The 6,652-nt window shown below is 66.1% G+C and carries 8 protein-coding genes; 4 read left to right on the forward strand and 4 right to left on the reverse strand.

Annotated features, from left to right (window positions below; genetic code table 11):
* Positions 1 to 44 precede the first annotated feature (44 nt).
* The 3 genes from WDW90_RS06995 (at position 45) to WDW90_RS07005 (ending at position 3,115) form a co-directional block, all read left to right on the forward strand.
* Positions 45 to 881, forward strand: a complete 837-nt coding sequence (locus tag WDW90_RS06995; protein ID WP_336486614.1) for a class I SAM-dependent methyltransferase — start codon at positions 45 to 47, stop codon at positions 879 to 881.
* 140 nt (positions 882 to 1,021) lie between these two features.
* Positions 1,022 to 1,324, forward strand: coding sequence for a hypothetical protein (locus tag WDW90_RS07000; protein WP_336486615.1), 303 nt, complete (start codon positions 1,022 to 1,024; stop codon positions 1,322 to 1,324).
* A 480-nt stretch (positions 1,325 to 1,804) separates the two neighbouring features.
* The gene (locus WDW90_RS07005; protein WP_336486616.1) at positions 1,805 to 3,115 is read left to right on the forward strand and encodes a tyrosine-type recombinase/integrase; all 1,311 of its coding nucleotides are present in this window, start codon (positions 1,805 to 1,807) and stop codon (positions 3,113 to 3,115) included.
* Between the two features lie 740 nt (positions 3,116 to 3,855).
* Here the strand turns inward: WDW90_RS07005 and WDW90_RS07010 are convergent.
* Entirely contained in the window at positions 3,856 to 4,218 is a 363-nt protein-coding gene (locus tag WDW90_RS07010; protein ID WP_336486617.1) for a hypothetical protein, read from the reverse strand.
* Between the two features lie 146 nt (positions 4,219 to 4,364).
* Positions 4,365 to 4,682 (reverse strand): hypothetical protein, encoded by a 318-nt coding sequence (locus WDW90_RS07015; RefSeq protein ID WP_336486618.1) that lies wholly within the window; start codon positions 4,680 to 4,682, stop codon positions 4,365 to 4,367.
* 375 nt (positions 4,683 to 5,057) lie between these two features.
* On the opposite strand from WDW90_RS07015, the gene WDW90_RS07020 reads away from it, so the two are divergent.
* Positions 5,058 to 5,339, forward strand: a complete 282-nt coding sequence (locus WDW90_RS07020) for a DUF2312 domain-containing protein (RefSeq protein ID WP_336486619.1) — start codon at positions 5,058 to 5,060, stop codon at positions 5,337 to 5,339.
* A 121-nt stretch (positions 5,340 to 5,460) separates the two neighbouring features.
* Here WDW90_RS07020 and WDW90_RS07025 read toward each other — a convergent pair whose 3' ends face one another.
* Both WDW90_RS07025 and WDW90_RS07030 read right to left on the reverse strand, forming a co-directional pair.
* A complete protein-coding gene (locus tag WDW90_RS07025; protein WP_336486620.1) occupies positions 5,461 to 6,150 on the reverse strand; it encodes a hypothetical protein in 690 nt (229 codons plus the stop codon).
* A gap of 309 nt (positions 6,151 to 6,459) precedes the next feature.
* Positions 6,460 to 6,652: hypothetical protein (locus WDW90_RS07030; RefSeq protein WP_336486621.1), on the reverse strand; the 193-nt coding region annotated here is incomplete at its 5' end.

A 6,652-nucleotide genomic window follows, 5' to 3' on the forward strand; every position in this document is an offset into this window, starting at 1 on the left:
CGATCAGCCGAATGCGGCCGGCCCGCTGCCGGTTCGATCCCGGAATGCGCGCTGCCGTCAAGGCCGAGCGGGTGTTCACGTCGGAGCGCGGCACGCGTAGCCTCGCGGATCGGATGCGAGGCGCGGCCATGAGCGGACCCGAATTCAAGGATCATTTCTCGGAGACGGCTCCGGACTACGCGGCCCACCGGCCGACCTACCCGGTCGCCCTCGCCGAGCACTTGGCCCTGCTCGCCCCGCACCGCGACCTCGCCCTCGATTGCGGCTGCGGCACCGGGCAGCTGTCCGTGCTGTTGGCGGCTCACTTCGCGCGAGTGGTTGCCACGGATGCCAGCGCGGCGCAGATCGCGAACGCGGCGCCGCATCCCAACGTCAGCTACAGGGTCGCGCCTGCCGAGGCGTCCGGTCTCGCGCCGGGCAGCGTCGACCTCGTCACAGTCGCGCAGGCCGCTCACTGGCTCGACCTCGATGCCTTCTACGCGGAGGCGGCCCGTGTCGCGCGCCCGGGCGCGGCGCTCGCGCTCGTCACCTACGGCGTGCTGCATCTCGACGGCGCGCCGGGGCCCGTCGTCGACCAGTTCTACCGGGCGATTGCGGGGCCGTACTGGCCGCCGGAGCGGCGCCACGTGGAGGAAGGCTACCGGAACCTGCCCTTCCCGGTGCCGGACCTGCCCGCGCCGAGCCTTGCCATAACGGTCTCGTGGATGCTCGCCGATCTCCTCGGCTACGTCGAGACGTGGTCGGCCGTCCGCGCGCTCGAGGCGGCACGGGGCAGGGAGCCGATCGAGGCCTTCCGCGGAGCGCTGGCAGCGGCCTGGGGAGACCCGCGGACGCGCCGCCTCGTGCGATGGCCCCTCTCGCTGCGGATCGGACGCCTGTGAGGTCTCCGCGCCGTTAAGTTCGGCCTCATCTGCTTCTGCAATCCTGCCGAAGAAATGCCCCAATAGCGGGGCTGTTTCTGCCGAGTTGCGCCGTACCGAGCGTTGCATACGCCGCGGCGCCCTTCTTGAGGGTTTGATCGATGAAGATGTTTCTCACCACCGCGCTGATGGCCGGCGGGCTCGCGCTGGCGGCGATGCCCGCCGCGCAGGCGCGCGACGGCATCGGCCCGGGCGGCGCGGCGGCGCTCGGCGTGATCGGCGGCCTCGCGGTCGGAGGCGCCATCGCGTCCTCCCAGAACGGTTACTATCCTGGCCGCCCCGTCTACCGCGCACCCGCGCCGGTCTATGTCGAGGACGAGGGCCCGGTCTGCCACTTCGAGCGCCGCCGCTACATCGATCCCTACGGCGACGTGTTCTTCCGCCGGGTGCGTGTCTGCGAGTGATCGCGAATTCAAACGCGTGACGTGCACGTCACGCGCCGCCGGGGCGTTCGACCCGAAGCGCCCGGCGGTGGCGCGCTCCGCGCCCATGACCGGCAACCGGCCGGCCCGGGCGGGCGCGCCGCCTCTCCCCTCCGACGGCGGAGAGCGGGTGCTTGCGAGACGAGCGAAACGTTCGAGGTCGGGATGCGTCTCGGAGGGAGCGGGGAGAGCCGGCGCCCGGAGATCGTTCTTTCCGGAAGCGGGCGGCCCTCGCCGCCACGGCGTCAACGGCGCCGTCGCCGAACGCCGACGTCCGGGATCAGGCGCGCTCTTCGAAGGGAAGTGGTGCCCAGGGGCAGCACCGAACTAACGTCCAACACCGTCCAGCCTGGTCTCGTACGGAAGCAACTTCCGCCGGCGCATCAATAAGTTGGTCTTTTGCCGTCCACAAGGGTCCGGTACAATCCGCGTCCAGAGTGAGGGTGGAACTTAGGGCGGGCTATGGCAAGGGCAGCCAAGCGGCTCTCGGCCCGAGCGGTCGAGACCATCGCGAAGCCGGGCTACCACGCTGACGGCGACGGGCTGTACCTCGTCGTCGACAAATCCGGCGCGCGGCGCTGGGCCTTCATCTTCCACTCGCAGGGCAAGCGGCGGGAGATGGGGCTCGGCCGTATAGGGCTGAAGGAGGCCCGTGATGCGGCCGACGAGGTCCACCGCCAGATCCGGTCCGGCATCGATCCGATCAGCACACGGCGAGCAGCGCGCGACAACAAAGCGTCGATCCCGACTTTCGAGTCGCTGAGCCGGGAGGTAATCGCCGACGCACACGCGCGGTCGGCCAACGCCAAGGTCCGCTACCAGTGGGAGCTGCTGCTCGGCTCTGCGTACTGTGGCACGATCCTGCAGAAGCCTATCAACGAGATCACCACGCTCGACATCGAGCGTATCCTCCGGCCGGTCTGGCGCAGCAAGCCCGAGACTGGCCGCAAGCTCCTCGCCCGCCTCCGGCGTGTGTTCGATTATGCCCGCGTTCACCTGCGCGACCGGCACGGGATCACGATGCTGGGCAACCCTGCAGCCTGGGAGGATCTGCGCGATCGCGGGTTCGAGCGGATCACCAAGCTCATGCGAGGCCGACAAGCGGCTCTGGATTATGAGCAGGTTCCCGCATTCGTTCGGGCCGTCCAGGCACGGCCGGGCATCGCTGCCCGGGCCCTTGAGGTCACGCTACTGACAGGGTTGCGGACAGGCGAGGTGATCGGCGCAACCTGGAGCGAGATCGACCTGGAGCGGCAGATCTGGGTCATTCCACCGGAGCGGCTGAAGGATCGGCGGACCCGGACCGAGCCTCACCGTGTGCCGCTCTCGCGCGAGGTGATTGAGGTGCTGCGAGCCTTGCCTCGGCTTAGCGCGTACGTGTTTGCGGGCCAGAGATCCGGCAAGCCATTGAGCAACATGGCCATGCTGACGGCCTTGAAGAAGATGAACCGAGACACTTCCGGTCAGCCGATCTGGGTTGACCCAAAGAGCGGTCGGTCGGTGACGCCTCATGGGTTTCGAGCGACCTTCAGGACCTGGGGCGAGGATGTGGGCTTTGCCCGTGAGCTGCTCGAGGAGGCGCTGGGGCACCAGATCGGCAGTGCTGTCGAGCGCGCATACCGGCGGACGGACAGCTTTGAGCGTCGTCGGACCGTGATGCAGGCGTGGGCGGACTTCTGCTGCGAGAAGAGCGCTGCCACCGATTCGTCGCCGATCAACGGAGAAGCCGGCGCGCGTATCGACGTTCACGGGCTGGAGCAGCCGAGTGAGTGAGCGAGTTCACGACCGACTGCTCGCACCAGCTCACAACCGTCGATGGGAGAGTCGCCCTCCCAGCAGGAGGAGCATGCGAGAAAAAACGTGTAACGAAATTACTATTAGAGAAGAAGACAGGAAAAACGTTACAAGAATTCTGTCTTCCCATCCTACCTGTGGAAGCGACTCTCCTGGCTATGGTTGTGCCCGGAATCGCCATTCGGGTTTTGCTCACGTCAGGATCACCGGAGCAGTCGCCGCGACCCGCCAGAGGCGATGTGCTGGGCTACGGCGCGGGCAGAGGCAAACCCGTCGATGATCGGGATATCCGGCCGCAGATCCGCGGCAACGGCAAGGCCGGCTGTCAAAGAGTGGCCCTCTGCAGATCTCCCCGAGAGCTCGTTACTCGGTGACAGGATATCTGCTGAGCTGACGCCTCGCGGGGCCATACGTTACTTCCGAGCTCTTGCGCGCGTTCTGGGCTGGGCCGAACCTGTCCGCCGCAGTGCCTGGAGCGGTCCGGCCTGACAGCCAGCTCCCGTGGACAGCAGGTGCCCAATCCCTTTTCCGCGGCTCCGCCACGTCGGTCTCAGGCGATGCCCCCAGCTTCGACGATCTGCAGGATGTTGCGCAGCGTCTTCGAGCGAGGCCAGTGGACGACGGGTATGACGATCGCTTTGGGCGAGATGCCTATGGATTGACCTCAGCCATGCCGGCGGCGGGTAGGAGCGCTCAAGTCCGGCACTCTCTGGAGGATCTCAGGCCTGAGGCACGCCTCGCAAAGCACCAAAGAGACGGGCGATCTTTCCGGGTTCTTCGCTCCTGTCGTCCTGCTTAGATGGTTCGTCGCTGAACGGCTCAGGCTCTTCGCTTGCTCCTCGCGCCTCGTCCACATGAGCTTCGTCGTCGCGCACGCGCCTGAGCAGATCGACCGCGAGTGGCGGCGGCTCCAGCCCGTACTCGTCCAGCAGCATCGCCGCTGCTGCGAGCGCCCTTACGGACTGCACCGGAACAGCACCGTGCCTCAGCCGATCGGCAAGGGCCTTCTCGGCAAGCTTTGCCGCAAGCTCGGACACTTCGGTCAGACGCTGAGGACCAAGCGGCTCGTCGGGCATGGTCACACCCCTCGCTCCTGACGCTCTGGTGAGCGCGACGAGCAAGCCTACGATCTCTCAAGAATGAAGGCCTTCGCGATGACCGACCCTGTGGTGGCCATCCACAAGCTTTGAGAAGTGGGCGGCCGGAAGATCGCTTGCCAGTTTGCGGTTTAGGCCTCGCCCGATCCGCCTTCGTCGCGGCCCAGGATCTCGAGCGTGCGCAGGATCGCCATCCCGATCGCGTCCGCATCGATCCGGCCCTCCGGTGTTGCCGGCGTGAGGGCGACCGCTTCCACTTCGTCACTGTCGACTTCGCCGACAAAGACCCTGAGCACCGAGCCCTCCGGGCCGCTGTCGTCTTGCACAAGGCCGACCCGGTAGCCGGCCTCCTCACCGTAGAGGGAGACCGCCTCGATTACCTGCACGGTCTCGGCTTGATGCTCTTCGCGGCCCCGGCTGCCGAAATTCGGGTGGATGACGTTGCTCATGCGGGCATCATAACGAGAGCGGGGTAAGGCACCTGTGAAATCTCGGCATACTCATCTCGGTCACAACAGGCGGTGTGGGGGTTGCCCAGCTGAGCTACCAGCACATCTGGCCGCACTGTCTCCCAGCGGTTCGCGCTCCATCCCTGGACCCCGTGGGTGGTCCGCTGAGTAGGCGCGCATGCCTTCAGAGCACGGAGGTTGAGATGGGTGATCCGGCGCGAGACGCTGCAACTGGTGCGCGAGGCGCGCCAGCAGAGCGTGGCAGTTGCAACCAGCACCGTCGATCCGAGCGAACGGTGCACCTCAGGGCCGGCTTAACGCCTCGCTTACCCTGATACGCGAGGTTGCCGGACCGGATTGAGGAAGGAGCAACCCATGACCAACACGACCGATAACATTGGGATCGCTGGCGACCGCATCCGCTCCATCATCGAGCGGATCGAGAAGGTGGAGGAGGAGATCAAGGAGCTGATGGAGGCCAAGAAGGAGATCTTCCTGGAGGCCAAGAGCGAGGGCCTCGACGTCAAGATCCTCAAGGAGATCCTCAAGCTGCGCAAGCAGGACCAGGACGAGCGCGACGAGCACGAGACCTTGCTCGAGGTGTATCTGCGCGCCATGGACGCGCCGACGCCCGCGCCCGTCGCCCAGGCTGCCTAAGCATCAGCGTGCGGGTGCACTGCTCGCCCACGCCGAGGGCGAGCAGCCTCGGTCAGGCAGACTTGCGGCTGCGGCGTCCCTTCGAGGGCGCGCTCTCCGCGTGGCCGCCCGGTCGCTGCGGTCAGCCGAGGCGCGGAGCCGGGGTTGCGCGATACCGTACCGTTGACGGTATACAGCCGGCATGAATGCCCAGCTGTTGCCCGTCATATTGACGGCGTCCTTCGTCGCCGGCTGCCTCACGATCCAAGCCTTGAGCCGATGGCCCGATCGGGTCCGCAACGGACTCGGTGTCTGCCTGTGCGCAGTGGTGTCGCTGCTCGTTGTCGAAATGGTCCTGGAATACGCACCGCGGCAATCCGCTTATCGCACCGTCGAACCCGTGGCCTCCGCGACAGCGCTGTACGGCGGCGTGACGGTAACCCTGCAGGCTGCTGGTCCGTAGGAGCGCTGTCGAGAGTTCGGCAATCTCCCGAGATGCGCTGTCGTGGGGGCTGCCCTCAGGTGCGCGGGCGCAGCGATCCTGCCTGCTGCCCGGCTTCGCGTCGCACTGGTAGCGACACGACCGGTTCAGGTTCAGCCGGACCTCGCAGACGTCCGCACGCCCGCCGACCTGTGATGTGTCTCGCCGCACAAAGGCGGCGCCTCCTTGGCGTTCACAGGTGAGTATCCGCACAGCGGTACGGATCACGCTGCGCTCTATTCCCGACAGATCTTCACGGAGCGTGTCATGTCTGAGGTTCACGAACAGCTCGTTGCGGCTCTGCGCGCCGTGGTTGCCCAGAGCCCCGATGCTCATGTCCTTGTCGTCCACGCCCTTGAGGACGTTGAGCGGGAACGGCCGGCATGGTCACCGCGATCGGGCGAAGAAGTGCCGGGCCCCTACGCGCCGAATTCGTGGTCGATGTACGCCCAGCGGGTGCACTGATCAGTCGCAGGTTGCGCGCCGAGGCCTGAGCGCACCTAGGGAAAAGTGGGCGGCCTTACAATCCTGCCGCCGATCCTGACACGATGCGGTCCAGCGGGTGAACTACACGATCGTTCTGGATCTCACGCCCTCGGCGAGATCACAGCGATTGGCTCGCCGGTTATTCCGATTGGCTCGCCGTAGCTCGGTCCCGGCTTAGAAGTTGAGCATGTACTCGACGTAATCCCGCTGGTATTCCCAGGTCTCGACAAAATTTTCCACACCTACGAGGTTCAGCTGGAACTCGGCAATCCACTGCCCGCATTCACCCAGGGATTTTATCCACGCCTGAACCTCTGGCGGCATCCGTCCTACCTCCTCAAGGAGGAAGAGCGGCGGATCATGATAC

Origin of the sequence: Methylobacterium nigriterrae (assembly GCF_037106235.1) — a bacterium.
In the GTDB taxonomy this organism is placed as follows: domain Bacteria; phylum Pseudomonadota; class Alphaproteobacteria; order Rhizobiales; family Beijerinckiaceae; genus Methylobacterium; species Methylobacterium nigriterrae.